We start from the raw sequence: 20,857 nt of genomic DNA on the forward strand, positions 1-20,857 counted from the left end.
AGACTTGACATGATACGGTGTCGGATGTGACGTTCGTCCTTTTCTTCTGATTGAAGATGCGGAGTCTTGGGACGCTCCGGAGATTGGCGAATGGCACTCCCATCTCCCATAAGACTCGGCAACGTACCAACTGCCTTTCGTCACCGGCTACGATTCGCCCGCTCGGACTGTCATTCAAGCAGTTTAGCCTTCATCCTCGTCCGTATCCTTTCACCTCGCCACTCAGTCGTGATCCGGCAGTTGACCAACTTGTGGCTTTCCGAACATGCTGCACTCCCCCTCCGGTTTCCCTTCGGGATCAGTTCGTCGGTGATAGGCTTTGCCAGCGTCCTTCGCCTACTGCCTTGTCAGGGCAGATTCCCCAGATCCTCTTACGGGCGCACCCATTCATCGTAAATGTTTTCGCGCGTTTCCGGAGAGCAGACACTGTCAAGGATATAGCTGTAGGATTGCGCATGAATTTCCTCTTGAAACGCCTGGATATTCAGCAGTGAGCAAACCTCCGGGGCCGTTGTGTATTCATTGATATTCGGCAGGTTTTCTCCCTGAATCGAATCCAGAAAGTTAAGGAAAGAAATCGTCTTGTCAAATGCGCGGCGCTCTTCCGGCGACAGCTCCATAAACTGTTTCGCATCGCCGGCCAGCGGAATCTCTTCCGGAATCCAAAAGTTGTTCAACATGGCCCGGTAAAGTTTATGCGCCCAATCGTATTTGATCCGGTTCCACTCGCGCAGATTGGTTGTATTCCCGTTGATCAGGCGCTGGGTTCCGCGCTGTCCGTGTTCGTTAAAAATCTTTTTCCGCTTTAATTCTGCCACTTTTCATCACCTTTCCGACTGATTAGGAAGAACAGCTGACGCACTCTTCCACTTCGAGCGACTGATTGCGAATATAATAGATGGTTTTTAATCCGTTTTCCCAAGCCGCCAGATAGAGATCCAGGAATTCCCTGGCCGTTGTATTCGGCGTAATGTAGAGGTTGAACGATTGCGACTGATCAATGTGCCGCTGGCGCTTCCCGGCAGCACGGATGCTCCAATGCTGGTCGATCAGGTGCGCCTCCTTGTAATACCAGGTTGTCTCCGGCGAAAGATTCGGCGCCGTCTGCGGAATGACAGCTCCCCGCTTCTCCTCGACAAAGAATTTGGCGTACACCGGATCAATCCCCGCGGTCGAACCGGCGATGAGGGAGGTGGAACCGGTCGGAGCCACGGCAAACACCCAGGCATTTCGCAAGCCGTATTTTTTCACGTCTTCTTTCAATCTCTGCCAGCGTTCGCTCGTATAGCCGCGTTGCTCGAAATATTCGCCGGATTCCCATTCACTTCCCGCGAACAGCGGATAAGCACCTTTTTCCTTGGCGATTTCCATCGAGGCGCGAATCGCCTGATAAGCCAGTTCCTCAAATAAACGGTCAGCTTCTTCCACATGCTCTTCCGATTCCCAGGCGATTTTCCGTTCGGCCAGGTACTGGTGATACCCGCTTGTTCCCAGGCCGACGGCACGATACTTCTTGTTGGTGACCTCCGCCTGCTTCACCGGATACATGTTCAGGTCGATCACATTGTCCAGCATGCGCATTTGCACGGAAACAACGCGCTCAATATCATCCATCGTTTTGACCCGTCCCAGATTGATCGAAGACAGGTTGCAAACGACGAAATCCCCCGGCTTTTGCCTGGTCACGATGACGCCGTCTTCCAGCTCTTCACTGATCAATTCCGTGGGCGACATGTTCTGGCAGATCTCGGTACACAGATTGGAAGAATAGATCATGCCTTTGTGTTTGTTGGGGTTTGCCCGGTTTACCGTATCCCGGAAGAACATGAACGGGGTTCCGGTTTCAAATGCGCTGACCATCATCCGCTTCATGATCTCGATGGCCGGGATCTCCGTTTTGTTCAGTTCCGGATGGTTGACGCATTCCAGATAGCGGCGTTCAAACTCTTCGCCCCAGTAATCTTCGATGGAATAACCCATCACTTCCCGCACCTCATGCGGATCGAACAGATACCACATTCCCCGCTCTTTCACGCGTTTCATAAAAATGTCCGGAATGCAGACCCCGGGGAAAATATCATGTGCCTTGAGCCGGTCATCCCCGTTATTTGTTTTCAGGTTGAGAAAATCCAAAATGTCGGCATGCCATACATCCAGATAAATGGCAAAGGCACCGCGGCGAACTCCCAACTGATCAACCGCGACCGCTGTGTTATTATAGTTGCGGATCCATGGGATCACACCTCCGGAAGCTCCTTTATGGCCACGAATCTTCGAGCCTTTGGAGCGCACTTTTCCAAGGTAGATGCCCACGCCGCCTCCGTGCTTCGACACTTGCGCCGTGGCCGAGTTGGTATTGTAGATCGACCAAAGCGAATCATCCACGGTGTCGATAAAGCAGGAGGACAACTGGTGAAGCGGCTTTCCGGCATTGCTCAATGTCGGGGTTGCCACCGTCATTTCCAGCTTGGACAACACATCATAAAATTTCTTCGCCCAGCCAAGCCTGTCTTCTTCTTTTTGCGCCAGGTGCATGGCGATGATCATGAAGCGCTCTTGCGGCAACTCCATGACCTTGCCATCGTAATCCCGGACGATGTAGCGATCAGACAACACTTTGAGACCGATGTAGTTAAAAAGATAATCCCGTTCCGGAATCAGATAAGCTCCCAACTCATCGATCTCACTTTTGCTGTAATGTTGCAATAGATATTTTCCATACAACCCTTTTTCCGTAAGCGTATGTATGAGCACATACAAATCCCCGTATTTCCGGTCAGCGTCGTAATTGCGGTTCTCTGCCGCTTTTTTGTACAGGTAATGAGCGAGCAGATGCGATGCAACAAATTGCCAATCCGGCTCTTCGACGCTGGTCTTTTCAACAGCAGCCTGGATAAAGGTTTGCAACATTTCATCCTCTGACATGTTTTCTCTCATCTGGGCCGCTGCATCCCCAAGCCATTCATTTTTGTCCAGGTGGGGAAAACGACCGCAGATGTCATCGATTAATGCCCCATAGGGTGCCATTTTCTCTGGCAGTACACTTAACATCTTATCACGTCCGTTCTCAATATATAGTTGCTTTTGTAGTATAGCTAATACAACATATTGTGCCAAATACAAAAAAAAGGGCTATGGGCAGATTCAGCTATTCAAGAGGAGGTTACCATCCGATTTTGTTTTTTTTCTCTTTCAATCGCCTTATTCTTGTATTTGACGGGGGAACAAATAGATTAATAGAAACGCTTGGATAGAAAGCCTTATTCTCCGTGTTCCTCTTCAGTTCTTATGAAATAAAACCAAATAGATTAAAAAGAAGAAACCCAGACGATATTCTCGCATAACCCAAATCCGCTGCCAAGCATTCCGTTTAAATTTTTGCTAGCAAGTGTTGACTCACTTTTCGCTTTATTTTCTGTAAAAGTGTGATAACCGACCGTGAGGCAGCATTCTTCCTCGTCTCCAGATTTTTTCATCCCCGGGCTCCGCCGGCAAGACACGAATCTTTTCTTGCAGGCCTTTATTCTAATTGGAATTTATTGTATAATTATAATAAATAATCTTCTTTTTGATCGTATTTGTCGTCACTGGTTTTTCAATTCGTTTTGGGGTGGGATAATGAAACCGTTTATATTACTCATCTCTGCAATCCTTCTTGAAATCATCGCGACAACCGCCCTCAAGGAGTCAAACGGGTTCAGGCGTTTGCTCCCGACACTGATTGTCATAATCGGATATGTTGCCGCAAGTTATCTTTTTACTCTCAGTCTGCGCCACATTCCTTTGGGTGTGGCCTATGCCGTCTGGTCCGGGCTCGGAACCGTCGGAATGATTCTGATCGGTTACTATATCTGGGATGAAAAAATTCAACCTCACCAACTGGCCGGCATTATTTTGATATTGATCGGAAGCGTGATCATCAATATTTCCAGCGAAACAGTCACCTGATCTCCAGAATTCGATTTGTGAAATTTCGTTTTATGGCAATAAAAACATAAAAAGAGCAACCGGCATGCTCCCGCGTAATCTCTCGGGAAGGCGGAAGGGGAACCATTGAACCTCCCTCTTCCGCCTTCATGTTTTGTATTCCATCCTTTCTCCCTTACCACCGCTCAAGAAAAAACATCTGCTCGGAGTTTCAGACTGAATATTAAGAACCCGAAAACCCGTTGATCCCCTGCCAGTGGAAATGTCAGGCGAATGGTCATCCCTTTCACCGGAACGCTGCCCCCCCGGTCTCTCCCCCGTGCGCTTCGATCAAGGGACATCGACATTCCCGCGAATGCTTCTTTGGCCAAAACAGGTGAACAAGCTCCAAAATCCCCCGCTCATCATCCGCCTGTAAAATTACGCTTCATGCATCTTACAACCATCGTTTTGGTATGTTATAATAAAAAAAGAAACAAAGTTTCACTATATGAAACCAGAGAGGAGCATATCGGATGCCGATCAATTTTCACGATCGCGCGAACCGTTTTACGTATGCCAACCGGAACATCGATCCGGCCTGGATCCGCTTCATGGAGCAAGAGATCTCCTGGCATGGAAAACGGGTAGTGGATATCGGTTGCGGCGGAGGAATCTACACCAGCGAATTATTAAATCTCGGCGCCAAAAGTGTTGTCGGCATTGACTTTTCAGAGGCAATGCTGTCAGTGGCGAAATCGGAACATAAGGAAATTGAATTTTGCAAAGGAGATGCCTATGCAACCGGATTGCAAGATTGCTCATTTGATCTTGTCTTTTCACGCGCTTTAATCCATCATCTCCGCGATTTGCCGGCATATTTCCGGGAAGTTTATCGGATTCTCAAACCCGGTGGAATCATCATTACGCAAAACCGCACAGTCGCAGATTGCCATCTTCCGGGAAGTCCCGATCATCTCCGCGGCTATTTTTTCGAAAAATTTCCACGCTTGCAGCAAATTGAAAAAGACAGGAGACATAACCATGACAAAGTGGTTCAGGCTTTGCTGCAAACCGGTTTTACCGGGATTGTTTCCAAGTCATTATGGGAAACCCGAAAAACCTATGCAACATTTGAGCAGTTTGCCGATGAAATGCGAAACCGTTCAGGCCGGTCGATTTTGCATGAATTGACTGACGGGGAGATAGAGGAACTCATCCGGTATATCGCGGCAAAAGTCGGTACCGAAACCCCTGTCACGGACAGGGATCGCTGGTCAGTCTGGATCGCCGCTCGCCCCGAATAAAAAACAACCCCGGTTGCTCTCCGGGGTTGCCTCATTCTGTATTACAATGTTTTGCTCCAATCCTGTGTCGTGCTTCCTTCGAGGAAACGTTCGCAATCAAGGGCAGCCATACATCCGCTTCCCGCTGCTGTAATTGCTTGACGGTAAACACGATCCTGTACATCCCCGCAAGCGAATACCCCTTCGACACTTGTTCGGGTGGAACCCGGCTGTACCTTGATATAGCCCAATTCATCCATTTCCAATTGTCCGCTTAAAAAGTCGGTGTTCGGCTTATGGCCGATGGCAACAAAAATACCGTCCGTTTCCAGAATCTCTTCCTCGTTGGTTTCATTATTCTTCACTTTAAGGCCGGTTACGCCGTTTTCCCCTCGGATCACTTCAACCGGTGTGCGATTCAGGCACCATTTGATTTTTTCGTTTTCACGTGCACGTTCCTGCATGATTTTCGATGCGCGCAACTCATTGCGACGATGGACAATCGTCACCTCGGTGGCAAACCTCGTCAGGAATGTTGCTTCTTCCATCGCCGAATCCCCGCCGCCTACCACGACGATTTTCTTTCCGCGGAAGAAGAATCCGTCGCATGTGGCACAAGTGCTCACACCCATGCCGATATTCTCTTTTTCTCCCGGGATCCCCAGCAATTTCGCCGAAGCACCTGTGGAAATGATGAGGGCTTCCGTTTCCAGAACCTCGGATTCCCCGATATAAAGCTTAAACGGGCGACCGGACAAATCAACTTTTTGTACCCATCCGCGCTTGAATTTGGCCCCGAAACGCTCCGCCTGTTTGCGCATGTTGTCCATCAGTTCCGGTCCCATGATACCATCCGGGAATCCCGGAAAGTTTTCAACTTCTGTTGTGGTCGTCAACTGTCCGCCAGGCTCCGGACCTTCCACCACCAAAGGTTCCATATTGGCCCGTGCCAGATAAATCGCCGCGGTCAGACCAGCAGGTCCCGTTCCCAATACAATCACTTTCTCCATGTTGACACCTCCATTAAGTTAAGACGATACCGGTCTATGTAAATAAAAAATAACCAGTTCTGTCTTTATATTTTATATACCCAGAATAGAAAACAGACAAGTGGATAAAACTTGAGGGTAATGACGAATTTTATCATTCCCCTTCAAATATGAAATCAAACTTTTTTCCATCCCCTCTCTTCCGCCTTTCTTTTCATCTCCGGGTTTGACTGAAAATACATCGGTGTTTTCTGATCTTATTCGCACCCGCCATTCTGTTCATCCATCAACTCCGCCTGTGGCTTCCCGATCTGAAAATTTATCGTTTGTGTTGCAAACTAGTTTTTCTTATTGATAAAATCAGGCATTTTCATTATCTTTTTCCCTCTCTTGTGCTATGATGTCATTTGAACTTAACGGAAAGTGAGTGTAACAAAAGATGGGAACACAAAAAAGCCAGCGTTTGGATAAAATATTGGCTCATATGGGCATCGGAACACGCAAAGAGATCAAAAAACTGGTCAGGGCCGGACTGGTCCGCCTCAACGGAATCACTGCAAACGACCCGGGCATCCATGTCTATCCTGACCAGGATGAACTGACTGTGGACGGGATCCCGATTCACTATCGGGAACATATCTATTTAATGATGAATAAGCCGCAGGGAGTCATTTCCGCCACCGAAGACCGCTTCAATGAGGTGATCAGCGATCTGCTCGAGCCCGAACATCGCGTTTTCGATCCTTTCCCGGTCGGCAGGCTGGATAAGGACACAGAAGGGTTAATCCTTTTGACCAATGACGGAAAACTTTCGCACCAGCTTCTGTCTCCGAAGAAACACGTTCCCAAAGTCTACTATGCTTTGGTTGAGGGAGCAGTTACCGAGGCGGATCGCGAAGCATTTGCAAGCGGAATTACGCTTGACGATGGATATGAAACCTTGCCCGGCCAACTCCGCATTCTCAATTCCGGTCCGGTCTCCGAAGTGGAAGTAACCATTTATGAAGGGAAATATCATCAGGTTAAGCGCATGTTTGAAGCTGTAGGCAAACGGGTCAAGTTCCTCAAACGGATTGCAATGGGCCCCTTAAGCCTCGATCCGGATCTGGAACCGGGCGAATACAGGGAATTATCGGATGAAGAAATCGAAATGCTGAAAAAAGCAACTTCATCCCGTTAAATCAGGTGCATTGCGCAATCCATTATTCGATTAATGGCATGTATGCAGTTAAATAAACCGGGAGAGCGGCTTCGTCCCGGCCGCTTGTCCCCTGTTCAAAAGGGGATTTTCGACATCATTTTCATTAATAAGAACATTCTTGAACTTGAAAACGCTATCACCTCTTCAGTAATATAGAGTTGGTTCTTTATTATTGATTTAATGAAAATGCGTCTAGGCGAATAATTGCAAGGGGGCCAAATATGAAGTCAACAAATCAAAAAGAACACCTGTCGAGGGGATTAAGCGATCGGCATATTCAATTGATCGCCATCGGAGGAGCGATCGGAGTAGGTTTGTTTTTGGGTTCGGCTCAAGCAATTCAAGCCGCGGGACCTGCCTTGATCCTCTCCTATGTATTGGGAGGAATCATCATTTTTCTCATAATGCGCGCATTGGGAGAGCTTGCTTTGGATCAGCCTGTCACAGGTTCATTCAGCACTTATGCAACGCAATATATCGGGCCTTGGGCCGGTTTTATCACCGGCTGGACCTATTGGTTCATGTGGGTGGTTACCGGTATGGCGGAAATCACGGCCGTGGGTGTTTATGTGCGCTACTGGTTCCCGTCTGTTCCCCAATGGCTGCCGGCTCTGATCGCGCTGATCGCCGTTTACCTCGTCAATCTCATAGCGGTCAAGCTGTTCGGTGAAATCGAGTTCTGGTTTGCCCTTATCAAAATCGTGACGATCATCGCACTGATCGTCATCGGCCTCGTGATCATCACAACCGGCTGGGGCAACCAGGGGCAAGCGGTCGGATTTTCAAATCTCTGGACCCACGGCGGATTTATGCCGCATGGATTCAGTGGAGTCATGTTTGCCCTCCAGATGGTGATGTTTGCCTTTCTGGGTGTGGAGCTGGTCGGAGTGACGGCCGGTGAAGCCAGCGATCCGGAGAAAACCTTGCCTTCGGCCATCAATAAGATCTTATGGAGAATTCTGATTTTCTATATCGGAGCATTGGTCATCATCATGTCCCTGTATCCGTGGGATCAGCTTGACGGAAAGACAAGCCCGTTCGTCCTCACCTTCGCGAAAATCGGAATTCCCGCAGCTGCCGGGATCATCAACTTTGTCGTGCTGACGGCGGCTTTGTCGTCATGCAACAGCGGCATGTTCAGCACCGGGCGCATGCTCTATACGCTGGCCCATCAAAACCAGGCTCCTGGCACCTTTAAGGAAGTGAGCAAGCGAAAAGTTCCCGCCCGCGGGATTACCGCCTCATTTATCGTTCTGTTGATCGGCGTTTTGCTTAACTATTTCATTCCCAAGCAGGCCTTCACCTACATCACGAGTGTGGCAACGATCGGGGCCCTGTGGGTTTGGGGAGTAATCGTTTATGCGCATCTCAAATACCGGAAAAGCAAACAAACAAAGAACGATTCCTTCAAAATGCCGGGTTATCCCGTCACCAACTGGATTGCCATCCTGTTCCTCGTGATGGTGGCCGTCCTGCTGGCATTTAGTCCGGATACGCGGATTGCTTTGTATGTCGCACCGGTCTGGTTCGGCATTCTGGCCATCAGTTACCAGTTTGTCCGAAAACGGAATAACCGGCTTCAAAATCAATAAATGCATAAGATGATGCGGCTGAAACAAACGGGGTTCTTTCTTTGCCGGCGGCAACGGAAGATCCCGTTTTTTCTTTACCTTGCGTTTTCCGACTATCTTCACATGGATTCATCGAAAGTTAAAATATTCTTCCGCCCAACATTTCGTAATATTATTCTTAATATTATTTATATTATTCATACTTTCCATTATAATTAAAGAGAGTACGTCAGCGTACCAAATGATGGAGGGGTGATTATGCAAGCCATGTTACCGCTCTTCTCTCTTTTGCAAGAGGATTTTCCATTGTCCAATCAGCAATACCGTCTTTTGTCCGCCTCTTTGGCAGCGTTTTCAAAGAGCGGTTACCCGTCCACCTCCGTCAGCATGATCGTGGCAAACGCCCGCACTTCGAAGTCGACCTTTTACAAACATTACAAAAACAAAGAATCCATTTTAATCCATCTGTTCGACTTGCTGTCAACTGCACTCATCCGAAAAGTGGAAGATGTTCTCCGCTCAGTTCCTCCCACTTCCAAACGCACCTTTCAAGCCATCAAAACCTATATCGATACCTGTTTTACTCACCGGGATGCGGCAAAATTGTTAATGGTGGATACTGTGGGATTGGTTCCTTCACTTGAAAAAAAGAGGCAAGCGGTAATTGATCAATTCGCTTCCATCTTCCAAAGGGAGTTATCTTCCCTCACTTGCCATCGGCTGACAAAAGAACAATGGATTCTCTCCCATGCCATGGTGGGAGCGATCAACCAAATCGTGATCCGCTCCCTTTTGGAAGAAGAACTTCCATCCCCGGTCGAACTCGCCGGCGTCCTGGAAAAAATGATGAGCAAACTTCTGCGCGAAAAATCCGAGTTTGACAGTTGAACGTAAAAAAGGCGGTGATCTTGTGAGTCTAAAGCGCAAAGCGGTGACGGCACTCGTCCCGATCTTGTTGGTTGCTGTACCGGGAATTTACATCTTCACCCATCCGGAAAGTTTCACCCCCGGGCAGTTGAAAAAGTTTGACCTGAACGGAATGTTGAAGGAGATCAATGAAAAGACAAAAACACTGGGGCTGCTCAACAAGGATATTTACAACGGACTGCTTCAGCTGGACGCACAATCGGGCAAAACCCAAACAGTCAGTCAGGAGTTGATTGAAGTGAACCAAGGCGTCCGAAAGCAGGGAACCACGCTGGAGGAGATCCGCCGGGTTACCGGCCAACAAGTGACTTTAAGCCAAAACCTGAACCGTTTGAGCAAACAGTTGTCCACACAGATGGAGCTGATCTCCAATTCAGGACAAAAGCAAGTGGATCAAGCGGTAGACTTGAAATCGGTCACCACCTCCACCCGATCCAAATTGGCGGAAGTCCTCAAACAGAACGACCTGTTGGAACAAAAATTAAAACAGGCTGCCGATAAAGCCGAGAAGGTCAACCGTTCTATGCCGTAAAGGAGGGTGAACTTTGAAGTTTCTCAAAATTTTGGCTATTTTGGTGTTAAGCGGTCTTTTAATCAATTCCATCACGATGACCCAGCAAATGAAAAAAATCGAAGCAAGTCTGGAAGACAATCTGGAATCAATTCAAAAACTGAATCAGGTTCAGGCCAGCATCATCCGAAAAAATGAAGAACTGGGACAAATGAGCAACACCCTGAACAAGCTGGATCAAAATCTGGATCAAGTGATCGGCAAGACCGGAGAAACCCTTGCCCTTTTAACCGAAGTCGTCCGGTACAACAGCGGCAGTTTAGCCCTTAATGAACAGATGGAAAAGTCATCAAAAAACGCCGGGACTCAAATTTCCGCCGTCGATTCGTCAATGTCGGCGTTAGCCCCATATCTGTCCGATCTCGATCAACTTTTGAAACAATTGGCGGCCACCGCCAAAAAAGATGAGCAGCATTTGAACGATATCTATCATTCAACAAGAGAACTGAACCAAAAAACGCCGGGGGTGAAATTGCCGTGACCAAAATCGCCTCCAGTTTCTCTGCCATCATTTGCATGCTTCTCATTGTTCTGGTCGGGAATACCTGGCTGCAACTGGCCATTCAGGACAGAATCGCCGCAAAATCGAACCAACTGAAGGAAAAACTGGAACAATCAGCGGCCAAATCAAAGACCATGAATCAACAGCTTGCTCAAATCCGGACGATCAACAAGAAAACAGCGGCGTTAAATCTTAAAATCTCTCAAGTGGAATCCAATACCAACGGGCTGAAGGCGCAACTTGCCCGGTTAGATTACGTGGTTGCCTCGATTGCCAGCCATGTGGCCTCCATCGACCGCAACACGGCAGCGACGACAAAATCGCTGGAAAGCATCCTCAATTCGGTCAATCTTAGTACAAAGGCGCTTCAATCCATGCAAAACAGCAATCGTCAAGTCATCTCTTCCCTTTCAATGATGGAGGATATTCAACGTGAGATTAACGATCAGCTACACGAGATCAATGAAAAAACCAAACTGATTCCGCGGCTGGGAGGGAAACACCAGTGCAAGGCTTTTGGAAAAACCTCTTGCTGAAATGGCGGCTCTTGCTGGTTGCATTCGGATTGCTCATCTTTATCCTGTTCATTCCCACCTTGGCCTCCTGGAGCGACCGAATCGTTCTGCCGGCTTTATCCAATATGAATATTTTTTCCATCACCAGCCAATTGGTTACTTTGACTGACGATATGATCAGCGAAACAGACAAGTTGAAGGGACAGGTGGAGAAAGCAGGCCAATCACTGTCCGCTCTGGATGATCAAAAGCGCTTGCTGGACGCGCAAATCGCAACCAGCGGATCCATTCAAACAGAATTGGGCAAACAATTGGACGGGAACATCTCCGCCCGTGAGAAAATGGAACAAATTTTGTCCCGTCAGGCCGATACCTATCAAATAACGAGCAATGTCGCTTCCACGGCTTCCGCCATCTCAGGCCAAATGAATTCCACCATCTCCCATCTTCAGGATGTAGCGAACACCACCGGTCAGATCGGTGAAAACAGCAATCAGGTAAATGGCCTGTTGGACCAGCTTCTGGCCGAACTCAGCCAATCGGAGAAAAACTTTCGCTTCCTGGGCCATATCACCAGCTTGCTTGACAGCTTGCAACGGCTCATCGGAATTCATCTTCCATTTCCAAGGGGCACGCAACAGGAACCTCCCACCGGCGGGGAGCCATCACCCGTGAAGAAAATCGTCAATGGTGTCACCGGGCTACCGAAACAAATCATTTCCGGCACGGAGCGATCGAAACAGGGGCAAACTGAAGAAAAAGACAAGAAAGGTCTCTTGGACTTTTTGTTGCCATAAGGGGGGAAATCACAAGTGAAAATCACCTGGCTCATCGTCAATTTGACCTTGTTCGCCCTCTTCGGATACGGCACTTGGCAGCAGATTGACAATCAGAAGGAAACAAACCGGTTGATGGAAGAGGTGTCCCAAAACATCACCGTCTCTCACCGGCTGACACAGCAAACAAATGAACAGCTAAAACCGTTGGAAGAAAGCGCCTCCACCATCGGTGAGATGAATCATAAACTGGAAACCACCCATCATTTGCTGATCCGGATGAATCAAAGCGTTGCCAGTATCAACAACAGCGAGCAGAAAATCATCTCCGGGCTGGACCAGTTAAACAAAGATACCTCCGAAGTTCTTGAACGGCTCCGGTCAATTTCCTCGGCCAATCAGGAATTGGACCCGCTCACCCAGTCGATGGCCAGCCAGACTGACCAGGAAAACAGAACCATCAACGCCATTGGCAAATTAACAACCACCTCGATCGCTGAATTGCACGAGCTGAATGAAAAGCTGCTGCTACTGAGTCTGCTGCCCTGACATCATGTCGGCACGATCTGGGGGTGAAACTCAGCAAAATGGTGAGGGTCGTGCGGGAGCACCGGGCAACCATCCGAAACGCAAAGAGCGAAGGATGCCCATCGCCCCGTCCTACGGCACTTTCACAGAAAAAGTCATTAGCAGAGGGGTATTTTCATGTTTTTTAGCGTACTCTATCTCCTGGTTCTCCTCTCTATTCTCATTTTTACCGTGCTGGCCATTCGCGCCGTCCTGCTTGATCGGCCCATCCTGCCCTGGCTGTTGGGGCTGGCCGCAGCCACCGGAATTTATCTCCTTGCCGTCGGAGCAAGCATCTTATTTTAAGAATGGAACAACAAAGCAAAACCAACCACCCCGCATCAGGAAGGTGGTTGGTTTTGCACAGATGAAAGAAACAGGATCCATTATCCCCGGTCATATTTCGTCAATCCCATAATCCGGATCTGTTCGTAAATGGCTTCCTCAGTAAATCCTTTTTCCCGCAATTCCTTGATTTTATTTTCCTTACGGCGCAAAATATCTTCCTTTTCCTTTTTATCAAATTCTTCAATCAGGCGTTTTTGCTCTGCTTCGGTCGGCGCAACAAACTCATAAAGCTCGTCCGGCTTTACCCCCAAGAGCAAGGCCATATGAAAAATCGTCTCCGGCCTTGGGATCGCCCCTCCACGAGCCCATAAAGAGACTTGTTGCTTGCGCACTCCCAGCGCCCTCGCCAATGAAGTCTGACTCGGTTTCTTCCCCGCGATCTTCCATCCTTCTTCACGCCTTCTCATCAAAATGCTGTCGATGCGAGGGATTAATTTCATGTATCATCCTCCTACGGATTCGTTAAAGCCAAAATGATGGAATACTCCCTCTATTTTGTATTGTATTCGTTTAATTCTAAAAAAATCAATCTTTTATATGTAGAATACCAGCGCAAAGAAAGCAATTCATTTTAAATAAAATTGACAAAAAATATTGAATTAGCATTCTATTATGTTGTAAAATATAATTGTTCCAGAGTACCAATTGGTACTCATACTGATCTGAATGGAATGATGAACTTGTTATTTTTGCAGGAAATGCCGCTTGAAGCACGGGACAAAATCTTGTTTGCCGCTCTTGAACTGTTCACTTCACAAGGGTACAAAAACACGACGATTCTTGAAGTGGTCGAACTGGCCCGCGTTTCAAAAACGACGTTTTACCAGCATTTTAACAGTAAAGAAGAACTGCTCGTCCACCTCTTTAAACAACTGGCCGAAGAAATCATCGCAGAAATTGCAGACGCGGTAGAGCGGGAAGAAAAAATCACTTATAAAGCGTACGCCGGAATCCGCCGTTATCTCGAAATCTGCATCAGCCAATCCCGGGCCGCCAAATTGCTGCTGGTGGAATCCGTGGGAATCAGCCGGACGGTGGAAAAGGTGCGGCGCGAAGCTCACCAGATCTTTGCCGGGCAGATTTTTCAAACGGTGCAAGGCGTGGTCACGGAATCTCTCTCCAAAGAGGAAATCCGCATCATATCCCAAGCGATGGTCGGAGCGATTAACGAAGTGGTTGTGCAAAACCTGTTTTCCTCCGAAAAGAGCGTGGAAATCGATGCGCTCGCCCGCTTGCTCAATCGGATCGTAGTCGGCTCTTTTGTCAATCTGTCCCTGTTGAAGGCTTAACGCAGAGTACCGATACGTATCAGTATTAAGGAGGGATCGATATGCCGGAAAACCCCCCCTCGACATCAGGATTATGCTTCAGGCTTTCCGACGAACAGGAAGCATTGCGCAAATGGGCCCACGGGTTTGCTGAAAAAGAGATTCGTCCCGTAGCCGCAGAATACGACGAAAAAGAGGAATTTCCGATGGAAGTCCTTAAAAAAGCAGCAAAAGTGGGCCTGACCAGTTATGCCGCCCCGGAGGAATACGGCGGAGGCGGTCTTACCAGCGTCATGGCCGCCTGCCTGATCGGCGAAGAGCTGTTCTGGGGTTGCGCCGGTATCGCCACTTCCCTTTCCGCCGTCGGCCTGGCCGGGTTGCCGATCTACTATATGGGAAATGAAGAGCAAAAACGGAAATGGATCTCCTACCTGTGTGATCCGGATCACCCCCGCCTCGGAGCAATGGCACTGACAGAACCAAACGCCGGATCGGATGTGAAAGCGATTCAGACAAAAGCGGTCCGCGACGGAGATCATTGGGTGATCAACGGGCGCAAATGTTTTATCACCAACGGCGGGATTGCCGATCTCTATGTCGTGTTCGCGAAAACCGACCCCGCGGCAGGATTTCAAGGCGTATCTGCATTTATCGTTCCGGGAGACACACCGGGCCTTTCGGGAGGCAAAAAAGAACGCAAAATGGGCATCCGGGCCTCCCATACGGGCGATGTCATTCTGGAAGATGTGCGCGTCCCGCTTGACCACTTGCTCGGCGAGGAAAACATGGCATATTTTGGCGCTCTTAAGATGCTGGAGTACTCCCGCCCGGCTGTTGCCGCAGCTGCGGTCGGCGTTGCCCGCGCCGCCTACGAGTATGCGCTTGATTACGCGAAACAACGTGTGCAATTCGGTCGTCCCATCATCAAAAACCAGGCCATTTCATTCATGCTGGCTGATATGAAAACCAAAATCGACGCAGCGCGCCTGTTAACTTGGAGAGCAGCGGAATTGGCCGATCTGGGAGAGTCATGTGTGGTGGAAGGAAGCATGGCCAAAGCATTTGCGGCAGAGGTTGCAATGGAAGTGACCACCAATGCTGTCCAGATCCTCGGCGGATACGGCTACATGCGGGATCATCCCGTCGAAAAATGGATGCGGGACGCCAAAATTTTATCGATCTACGAAGGGACGACGCAAATCCAAAAAAGAACGATTGCAGCCGGTTTGTAAACGGAAAGCGCTGCATTTTCCAAAAATGAAAGGAGAATCCATATGACAAAAGCGATTTCTGTGGATGAAATTTTCCAATTGGTCGAAAAGGCTTTAAAAGACAATCCCAAGCCCGTGCAGGATCTGAACGTGGTTTACCAGTTTGATCTGTCAGGGGATGATGGCGGAACCTACCAGCTTCATCTGAACAACGGTACAGCCAAAGTCGAAAAAGGAGCTTCAGCCAAGGCTGATTGCATTTTGCAGATGAGCGTCGACAATTTCAAAGAACTGCTGTTGGGAAATCTCAGCGGAACAGCCGCTTTCATGACCGGCAAATTGAAAGTGAAGGGAAATATCGGACTGGCGCTGAAATTGGAAAACATTTTGCGCCAGTATGATCCGAGCCAATACCTGTCATAATCCGTCCGGGCCCAACAGTAATTCTTCCGGGGTGATCGCGATGAAACCAAATAATTTGGTGGAAATGCTGTGTCAATCCGTTGAGCGTTACCCGGATAAAGCTGCTTTCTTATGGAAAAAAACCGATTGTTATGAACCAATCACCTACCGCCAGTTTTGGGAGGAAATCCGACTGGTTGCCTCCGGTCTGGCACATCTGGGGATCGGCCGCGATGATAAAGTGGCCATCCTCTCTGAAAACAATCCGAAGTGGGCGGTTTTCGATTTCGCCATTTGCAGTCTGGGAGCGGTTACCGTTCCCATCTACCCCACCCTTCCCGCCGGACAGGTGGGTTGGATTTTGCGCCAAAGCGACTGTAAAGCGATCGCCGTGCAAAATGGAAAACAGCTTGCCAAAGTAACGGAAGCCGGCGCAGACATCCTCGCGATAATCATGCAACCCGATGAAACAGATGAAAAATCGGGGATGAGCCTGACCCTGAAAAAACTGACCAATCTCGGCCGGGAACACCCTCTCCCTGATTGGGAACAGACATGGCGGCAGCTGAAGCGCAGCGATCTCGCCACCATTATCCACACATCGGGAACGACCGGTGAACCGAAAGGCGTCATGCTGACCCACGGAAACTTTTTGTCCAATATCGAAGGCGTTCAATTCTGGTGTTTGGAAGCCCGCGCCGATGACCGCCTGCTTTCCTATCTTCCGCTCTCCCATGTGTTTGAGCGGATGGCCGGACACTTCATGCCATTATCCGTCGGAGCCACGATCGCTTATGCCGAGAGCATCGAGAAAATTCCGGAAAATTTATTGGAAATCAAACCGACAGTCATGACCAGTGTCCCTCTGCTGTTTGAAAAAGTGTATGCCCGCATTCAAAGCCAAATCCTTGCAGGTACCTCCTTAAGGAGAAAGATTGCAAACTGGGCCGTCAACGTTGGCTTAAAACGCTATGACTACTATTCACAGATGCCGCTGGATCAACTGCTCCTTCATCAATGGCCACTCAAACTCCGCTGGCAATGGAACATCGCCGAACGGCTGGTATTTCGGAAAATCAAAGCTGCGTTTGGCGGCCGGCTTCGCGGTCTGATTTCCGGCGGAGCCCCTCTTAATCCCGAAATCGCACGCTTCTTCTGGGCTGTGAATATCCCAGTTCTGGAAGGGTACGGATTGACAGAAACTTCTCCGGTCATTTCCGCCAACCCGATGGCGCGGGTCAAAATTGGCACCGTGGGCAAACCGCTCCCCAATCTCGAAGTCAAAATCGCTGCGGACGGTGAAATTCTGGTCCGCGGACCCAATGTGATGCAAGGGTATTATCAGAATGAAGGAGCCACCGCAGCCCAATTAAGCGGGGAGTGGCTGCACACAGGCGATCTGGGTGAACTTGATGAAGAGGGCTATCTGCGTGTCATCGATCGAAAAAAACGCCTTCTCATTTTAACCACCGGAAAAAATGTGGCTCCGCAACCTGTTGAAAACGCCATCAACCAAAGCCGGTATATCGAACAATCTGTTCTGGTCGGCCACCGGCGCAAATATGTAACCGCTCTTATCGTCCCGGATTTCCAAGTATTATCGGAATGGGCCGGGCAAAATCGCTTACCGGCGGGTCCTGCATCCCGTCTGATCCGGCAACCCCCCGTCAAAAACCTGATCCGGAGCGAGATCAAGCAAGCCATTTCCCCCTTCCCTCCTCATGAACAGCCGAAAAAAGCAATCATTCTTTCCCGGGAATGGACCATTGAAGCGGAAGAACTCACCCCCACCTTGAAAGTGCGGGCCAAACGGGTTGAAGAAAAGTATGAAGCGCTGCTCGATCAGCTTTACGGGGATACCGGGGTAAGCGAATGGAACCTGGACAAGGATGAAGCAGCTGTTGCCATCGAAATTCAAAAAAAGGGGGAGGAAAAAAGATGAATTTACCCCTGGCCGGAAAAGTGGCCCTTGTCACAGGGGCTTCCCGCGGCTTGGGCCGGATGGATGCCTTGATGCTGGCCAAAGCCGGTGCCGATGTGATCGTGACCGACATTCTGTTGGAGGAAGACGGCAATCTGGAAGAGACAACGGAGAAAATGGGACCATTGGCGCAGATCATGGCACAATCGAAGCAGATCTACACCCGGTCGACAGCTAAGGAAATTTGTGCGATGGGACGCCGGTCCGCCGCGTTTCGCATGGATGTGACCAACCGGGAAGAAGTCAAATCCGTCATGGCCAAAGTCATCGAACAGTTCGGGCGAATCGATATTTTGGTAAACAATGCGGCAACGGTCGATCATACAGCGCGTCTCGAACATCAAAACGATGCATTTTGGGAGCGGGATTTGCAGATCAATTTGACCGGCACCTATAACTGCTGCAAGGCTGTGTGGCCTTACATGCAGGAACAAAAAGGGGGCCGGATCATCAACATGGCTTCGATCACCGGCATCATGGGGGGCTTTGGGCAATCGAGCTATGCCACGACCAAGGCGGGCATTTTGGGGCTTACGCGGACCCTTGCCCTGGAGGGAGCACGCTATGAGATCACCGTTAACGCGATTGTTCCGGGCATCATCAATACTGAATCGTTTCAAATGACCAAGCCCGACCTCCGTGAGCGCATGATTGGGCGAACAGCACTGAAAAGACCCGGTAAGCCGGAAGATATCGCTCACGCTGTCGTATTCCTGGCCTCCGATTATGCGAGCTACATCACGGGGATCGGCCTTCCCGTCACGGGCGGCCTCGATTTATTCACTTTCTGAAAGGGAGGGAAGCCGATGAACGAACAGGATGCGGTTATCATTGATGCCGCCCGGACGCCGATCGGACGCAAGAAAGGTTCCCTCTCCGGAATAAGGCCGGACGAGCTGGCCGCCTTCCTGCTTCAAAAACTGGTTGAACGAAATCAACTCGATCCTGCGGAAATTGAGGATATCAAAATGGGCTGTGTGACACAAACAGGTGAACAAGGGTATAACATCGGTCGGCTGGCCGGCCTGATTGCCGGATTTCCCGTGGAAGTATGCGGAGTGAGCGTCAACCGCATGTGTGCCTCCAGCCTGGAAACATTGGCTCAGGGGGCCCATGCGATTATGGCCGGTATGTCCGATTGCGTCATTGCCGCCGGTGTCGAAAGCATGAACCGGGTTCCGATGGGCAGCGACGGAGGCAGCTTCAGCGACCAACTGTTAAACCGTTTCAACATTGTCCCGCAAGGCATCTCAGCTGAACTGATCGCGGAAAAATGGCAGCTCTCCCGGGAAGAACTCGATCAGTTTTCCCTCAGCAGCCATCAAAAAGCGCTGAAAGCCCAGTCCGAAAACCGTTTTCAAAATGAAATTATTCCGGTAAAGGCACAAACCCCCTCCGGAGAAACCATACAGCTTCAGACTGATGAAACGCCAAGACCGGACACGAATCTTGAAGCCTTGTTATCCCTGCCTCCCTCCTTTCTCCCCGACGGGAAAATCACTGCGGGCAATTCGAGCCAAATCAGTGACGGCGTTGCCGCCGTTTTGCTCGCCTCGCGGAGAAAAGCGGAAGAGCTGGGATTGAAACCCCGGGCAAAAGTCCGAGCCACCGCCATTGCCGGTGTAGACCCGGAAATCATGTTAACCGGCATTATTCCGGCCACACAAAAAGTGCTGAAACGGGCGGGGTTAACCCTGGATGATATTGACCTGTTTGAAGTGAATGAAGCATTTGCTTCCGTGGTTCTGGCCTGGCAGCGCGAATTGGGGGTTCCATCCCATAAAATTAATCCCAACGGCGGTGCAATCGCCCTGGGCCATCCGCTTGGAGCCAGCGGAGCCCGAATCGTCGCAACGTTGCTGAACGAGCTGGAACGGCAGGAAAAACGCTTCGGCCTGATTGCCATGTGCATCGGCTTTGGCATGGCGTCCGCGATCATCATCGAGCGGGAGGGCGAATGATGGGGAACAAAAATTGGCTGGTTCAGATTAAGGATCGCGTCTGCACCCTGAAAATAAACCGTCCCCCGATGAACACCTTAAACCGGGAAACATTAAGGGAATTGGAAGAAATCTTGAACCGGATGGAAACGGATGAATCGGTCGGATGTCTCATCATAACCGGCGCCGGAAACAAGATGTTTTCCGCCGGCGCGGATATTTCCGAGTTCGGTGACATCGGGCATCCGGAAACCGCAGCAGAAACGCTGCGCCGCGCCCATGAGCTGTTTCATCGGATCGAACGGTTCCCCAAACCGGTCATCGCTTGCATCAACGGCAATGCCTTGGGCGGCGGAAATGAATTGCAAATGGCCTGTCATTTGGCCATCGCCGCCGACACGGCCGAACTGGGATTGCCCGAAGTCCGCCTGGGCCTGATCCCGGGCTATGGGGGAACCCAGCGCCTTCCCCGCTTGATCGGACGACGGCGTGCTTTGGAACTCTTGCTGAGCGGACGGAGGATTTCCGCACAAATGGCGGCAGAGTACGGGTTGATCAACCGGGTGGTGCCGGCAGAACGGGTTTACGAGGAAGCTTTCTCTCAGGCCAAACAGTTGGCAGCCGGCCCCCCGATTGCGCTCAAAGCAATCTTGGATTCCACGATTCGCGGAGAGGAAGTATTACTGAAGCAAGGGCTTGAGATCGAAAAGGAAAATATGCTGAAAGTGGCGCAAACGGAAGATGCCATTGAAGGAGTGGCCGCCTTCTTCAGCAAACGCGCTCCTTCCTTCAAAGGACGTTGAGGCGAACGAGATGTTCGCCTTTTTCTTATGGATTTTCATTTGACTTAAAATAAATCTTAGTCTTAAATTAAAGGGTAATTGTCATTTGTTGCG

22 protein-coding genes are annotated in these 20,857 nt (G+C 49.6%); 18 read left to right on the forward strand and 4 right to left on the reverse strand.

What is annotated here, in order from left to right:
• Positions 1-371 precede the first annotated feature (371 nt).
• Together I8U19_RS00390 and I8U19_RS00395 are read right to left on the reverse strand one after the other, a co-directional pair.
• Positions 372-818, reverse strand: coding sequence for a ribonucleotide-diphosphate reductase subunit beta (locus I8U19_RS00390; RefSeq protein WP_309485176.1), 447 nt, complete (start codon positions 816-818; stop codon positions 372-374).
• Positions 819-840: 22 nt separating this feature from the next.
• On the reverse strand, positions 841-3,051 hold the full coding sequence (locus I8U19_RS00395) for a ribonucleoside-diphosphate reductase subunit alpha (RefSeq protein WP_052154300.1): 2,211 nt from the start codon (positions 3,049-3,051) through the stop codon (positions 841-843).
• Between the two features lie 567 nt (positions 3,052-3,618).
• Between I8U19_RS00395 and I8U19_RS00400 the strand changes: the two genes are divergently transcribed.
• Positions 3,619-3,948: a DMT family transporter gene (locus I8U19_RS00400; RefSeq protein ID WP_033101551.1), complete on the forward strand. Its 330-nt coding sequence runs from the start codon at positions 3,619-3,621 to the stop codon at positions 3,946-3,948.
• Between the two features lie 494 nt (positions 3,949-4,442).
• Positions 4,443-5,213: a class I SAM-dependent methyltransferase gene (locus I8U19_RS00405; RefSeq protein ID WP_198054903.1), complete on the forward strand. Its 771-nt coding sequence runs from the start codon at positions 4,443-4,445 to the stop codon at positions 5,211-5,213.
• Between the two features lie 41 nt (positions 5,214-5,254).
• On the opposite strand, the gene trxB is transcribed toward I8U19_RS00405, so the two are convergent.
• Positions 5,255-6,202, reverse strand: a complete 948-nt coding sequence (trxB, locus tag I8U19_RS00410; protein ID WP_198054904.1) for a thioredoxin-disulfide reductase — start codon at positions 6,200-6,202, stop codon at positions 5,255-5,257.
• A gap of 418 nt (positions 6,203-6,620) precedes the next feature.
• Here trxB and I8U19_RS00415 point away from each other — a divergent pair, with 418 nt between their 5' ends.
• The 9 genes from I8U19_RS00415 to I8U19_RS00455 all read left to right on the forward strand — a co-directional run bounded on the left by I8U19_RS00415 (position 6,621) and on the right by I8U19_RS00455 (position 13,117).
• On the forward strand, positions 6,621-7,361 hold the full coding sequence (locus I8U19_RS00415; protein WP_198054905.1) for a pseudouridine synthase: 741 nt from the start codon (positions 6,621-6,623) through the stop codon (positions 7,359-7,361).
• Positions 7,362-7,603: 242 nt separating this feature from the next.
• Positions 7,604-8,974, forward strand: a complete 1,371-nt coding sequence (locus I8U19_RS00420; RefSeq protein WP_198054906.1) for an amino acid permease — start codon at positions 7,604-7,606, stop codon at positions 8,972-8,974.
• 237 nt (positions 8,975-9,211) lie between these two features.
• Positions 9,212-9,841: a TetR/AcrR family transcriptional regulator gene (locus I8U19_RS00425; RefSeq protein ID WP_033101546.1), complete on the forward strand. Its 630-nt coding sequence runs from the start codon at positions 9,212-9,214 to the stop codon at positions 9,839-9,841.
• 22 nt (positions 9,842-9,863) lie between these two features.
• Positions 9,864-10,412 (forward strand): hypothetical protein, encoded by a 549-nt coding sequence (locus I8U19_RS00430; RefSeq protein ID WP_198054907.1) that lies wholly within the window; start codon positions 9,864-9,866, stop codon positions 10,410-10,412.
• A 13-nt stretch (positions 10,413-10,425) separates the two neighbouring features.
• Complete coding sequence (locus I8U19_RS00435) at positions 10,426-10,932, forward strand: hypothetical protein (RefSeq protein WP_033101544.1); 507 nt, start codon at positions 10,426-10,428, stop codon at positions 10,930-10,932.
• Positions 10,929-11,489: a hypothetical protein gene (locus tag I8U19_RS00440; protein WP_198054908.1), complete on the forward strand. Its 561-nt coding sequence runs from the start codon at positions 10,929-10,931 to the stop codon at positions 11,487-11,489. Before I8U19_RS00435 ends, I8U19_RS00440 begins: the two co-directional genes overlap by 4 nt.
• Positions 11,459-12,265, forward strand: coding sequence for a hypothetical protein (locus tag I8U19_RS00445; protein WP_198054909.1), 807 nt, complete (start codon positions 11,459-11,461; stop codon positions 12,263-12,265). Before I8U19_RS00440 ends, I8U19_RS00445 begins: the two co-directional genes overlap by 31 nt.
• Before the next feature lie 15 nt (positions 12,266-12,280).
• Complete coding sequence (locus I8U19_RS00450) at positions 12,281-12,793, forward strand: hypothetical protein (protein WP_198054910.1); 513 nt, start codon at positions 12,281-12,283, stop codon at positions 12,791-12,793.
• 156 nt (positions 12,794-12,949) lie between these two features.
• Positions 12,950-13,117, forward strand: coding sequence for a hypothetical protein (locus I8U19_RS00455; RefSeq protein WP_160173873.1), 168 nt, complete (start codon positions 12,950-12,952; stop codon positions 13,115-13,117).
• A gap of 80 nt (positions 13,118-13,197) precedes the next feature.
• Here the strand turns inward: I8U19_RS00455 and I8U19_RS00460 are convergent, their stop codons facing one another.
• Complete coding sequence (locus I8U19_RS00460; RefSeq protein ID WP_198054911.1) at positions 13,198-13,599, reverse strand: helix-turn-helix transcriptional regulator; 402 nt, start codon at positions 13,597-13,599, stop codon at positions 13,198-13,200.
• A 234-nt stretch (positions 13,600-13,833) separates the two neighbouring features.
• Here I8U19_RS00460 and I8U19_RS00465 point away from each other — a divergent pair, with 234 nt between their 5' ends.
• The 7 genes from I8U19_RS00465 to I8U19_RS00495 are packed head-to-tail and all read left to right on the forward strand — an operon-like array spanning position 13,834 to position 20,764.
• A complete protein-coding gene (locus tag I8U19_RS00465) occupies positions 13,834-14,448 on the forward strand; it encodes a TetR/AcrR family transcriptional regulator (protein ID WP_160173872.1) in 615 nt (204 codons plus the stop codon).
• Between the two features lie 41 nt (positions 14,449-14,489).
• Positions 14,490-15,659 (forward strand): acyl-CoA dehydrogenase family protein, encoded by a 1,170-nt coding sequence (locus tag I8U19_RS00470; RefSeq protein ID WP_198054912.1) that lies wholly within the window; start codon positions 14,490-14,492, stop codon positions 15,657-15,659.
• A 42-nt stretch (positions 15,660-15,701) separates the two neighbouring features.
• Complete coding sequence (locus I8U19_RS00475; RefSeq protein ID WP_033101537.1) at positions 15,702-16,061, forward strand: SCP2 sterol-binding domain-containing protein; 360 nt, start codon at positions 15,702-15,704, stop codon at positions 16,059-16,061.
• 40 nt (positions 16,062-16,101) lie between these two features.
• The gene (locus I8U19_RS00480) at positions 16,102-17,982 is read left to right on the forward strand and encodes an AMP-dependent synthetase/ligase (protein WP_198054913.1); all 1,881 of its coding nucleotides are present in this window, start codon (positions 16,102-16,104) and stop codon (positions 17,980-17,982) included.
• A complete protein-coding gene (locus tag I8U19_RS00485; protein WP_198054914.1) occupies positions 17,979-18,812 on the forward strand; it encodes an SDR family NAD(P)-dependent oxidoreductase in 834 nt (277 codons plus the stop codon). The genes I8U19_RS00480 and I8U19_RS00485 overlap by 4 nt, the downstream gene beginning before the upstream one ends.
• Before the next feature lie 15 nt (positions 18,813-18,827).
• Positions 18,828-19,982 carry a thiolase family protein gene (locus tag I8U19_RS00490; protein ID WP_033101535.1) on the forward strand — a complete coding sequence of 385 codons (1,155 nt, stop codon included), beginning with the start codon at positions 18,828-18,830 and terminating at the stop codon, positions 19,980-19,982.
• A complete protein-coding gene (locus tag I8U19_RS00495) occupies positions 19,982-20,764 on the forward strand; it encodes an enoyl-CoA hydratase/isomerase family protein (RefSeq protein ID WP_255517776.1) in 783 nt (260 codons plus the stop codon). The genes I8U19_RS00490 and I8U19_RS00495 overlap by 1 nt, the downstream gene beginning before the upstream one ends.
• Positions 20,765-20,857 lie beyond the last annotated feature (93 nt).

Origin of the sequence: Thermoactinomyces sp. CICC 10523 (assembly GCF_016055105.1) — a bacterium.
Classification (GTDB): domain Bacteria; phylum Bacillota; class Bacilli; order Thermoactinomycetales; family Thermoactinomycetaceae; genus Thermoactinomyces_A; species Thermoactinomyces_A daqus.

Coding starts and splice junctions, on each gene's coding strand:
- I8U19_RS00420 (WP_198054906.1), top strand. CDS start 7,604: ATGAAGTCAACAAATCAAAAAGAACACCTGTCGAGGGGATTAAGCGAT.
- I8U19_RS00465 (WP_160173872.1), top strand. CDS start 13,834: ATGAACTTGTTATTTTTGCAGGAAATGCCGCTTGAAGCACGGGACAAA.
- I8U19_RS00400 (WP_033101551.1), top strand. CDS start 3,619: ATGAAACCGTTTATATTACTCATCTCTGCAATCCTTCTTGAAATCATC.
- I8U19_RS00405 (WP_198054903.1), top strand. CDS start 4,443: ATGCCGATCAATTTTCACGATCGCGCGAACCGTTTTACGTATGCCAAC.
- I8U19_RS00415 (WP_198054905.1), top strand. CDS start 6,621: ATGGGAACACAAAAAAGCCAGCGTTTGGATAAAATATTGGCTCATATG.
- I8U19_RS00485 (WP_198054914.1), top strand. CDS start 17,979: ATGAATTTACCCCTGGCCGGAAAAGTGGCCCTTGTCACAGGGGCTTCC.
- I8U19_RS00425 (WP_033101546.1), top strand. CDS start 9,212: ATGCAAGCCATGTTACCGCTCTTCTCTCTTTTGCAAGAGGATTTTCCA.
- I8U19_RS00455 (WP_160173873.1), top strand. CDS start 12,950: ATGTTTTTTAGCGTACTCTATCTCCTGGTTCTCCTCTCTATTCTCATT.
- I8U19_RS00460 (WP_198054911.1), bottom strand. CDS start 13,599: ATGAAATTAATCCCTCGCATCGACAGCATTTTGATGAGAAGGCGTGAA.
- I8U19_RS00490 (WP_033101535.1), top strand. CDS start 18,828: ATGAACGAACAGGATGCGGTTATCATTGATGCCGCCCGGACGCCGATC.
- I8U19_RS00475 (WP_033101537.1), top strand. CDS start 15,702: ATGACAAAAGCGATTTCTGTGGATGAAATTTTCCAATTGGTCGAAAAG.
- I8U19_RS00480 (WP_198054913.1), top strand. CDS start 16,102: ATGAAACCAAATAATTTGGTGGAAATGCTGTGTCAATCCGTTGAGCGT.
- I8U19_RS00495 (WP_255517776.1), top strand. CDS start 19,982: ATGGGGAACAAAAATTGGCTGGTTCAGATTAAGGATCGCGTCTGCACC.
- trxB (WP_198054904.1), bottom strand. CDS start 6,202: ATGGAGAAAGTGATTGTATTGGGAACGGGACCTGCTGGTCTGACCGCG.
- I8U19_RS00470 (WP_198054912.1), top strand. CDS start 14,490: ATGCCGGAAAACCCCCCCTCGACATCAGGATTATGCTTCAGGCTTTCC.
- I8U19_RS00395 (WP_052154300.1), bottom strand. CDS start 3,051: ATGTTAAGTGTACTGCCAGAGAAAATGGCACCCTATGGGGCATTAATC.